Origin of the sequence: Pseudomonas sp. EA_65y_Pfl1_P113, assembly GCF_963970525.1 — a bacterium.
GTDB lineage: Bacteria > Pseudomonadota > Gammaproteobacteria > Pseudomonadales > Pseudomonadaceae > Aquipseudomonas > Aquipseudomonas tritici.
Genome location: NZ_CAXAQM010000261.1, coordinates 1 through 582, shown reverse-complemented (window position 1 = coordinate 582; position 582 = coordinate 1). Strand labels below are relative to the sequence as shown.

Annotated in this window: 1 protein-coding gene; it reads left to right on the top strand. The window is 57.9% G+C overall.

The genetic code is table 11. The annotated features are described in order from the left end of the window. Nucleotides 1-128 precede the first annotated feature (128 nt). The coding region (locus tag AACY52_RS29480) for a DUF3800 domain-containing protein (protein WP_339561246.1) at nucleotides 129-582 on the top strand (454 nt) is incomplete at its 3' end.

Here is a 582-nt window from a genome sequence, read left to right as displayed (position 1 = left end):
AGCGATTAAGCGATTAAGCGATTAAGCGATTAAGCGATCAGCGACTATTGGCGTGCAGACGCATCGCGTTGTAGAACTCAAAGCGTAACAACGCGGTCGTGGGAAAACGACGTAGGGGGAGAGCATATGTGGCGTGGTTCCTGTTCCTTGATGAGTCCGGTCAGGACGGTCGCAATTCGCCGTATGAAGTGCTCGCTGGCCTCGCGATCGAGGATCGCCAGCTTTGGCGTCTGATACAGGCCATCAAGGGCGCACAGGAGGCTCATTTCGGTCTACGCCTGTTCGATGCCTATGGGGCCGAAGCCAAGGGTTTGAAGCTTCTTAATCGCAAGACCTTTCGACTGGCGGGCCAGAAAGAGGCGATGCCTCCGGCCGATCGTGCCAGGCTCGCCCATGCCGCACTGACCGATGGTGCCAATGTGCGCGGCGACCAGCTCACCGCGCTCGGTCAGGCTAAGCTCGCCTATGTGCGAACCGTGTTGAACCTATGCCGGCAACATGGCGCAGTCGCATTTGCCAGCATCATCCCCAACGACATCGTGCGGCCCGACTATGACTTTCTGCGGAAAGACTATGCCTTCC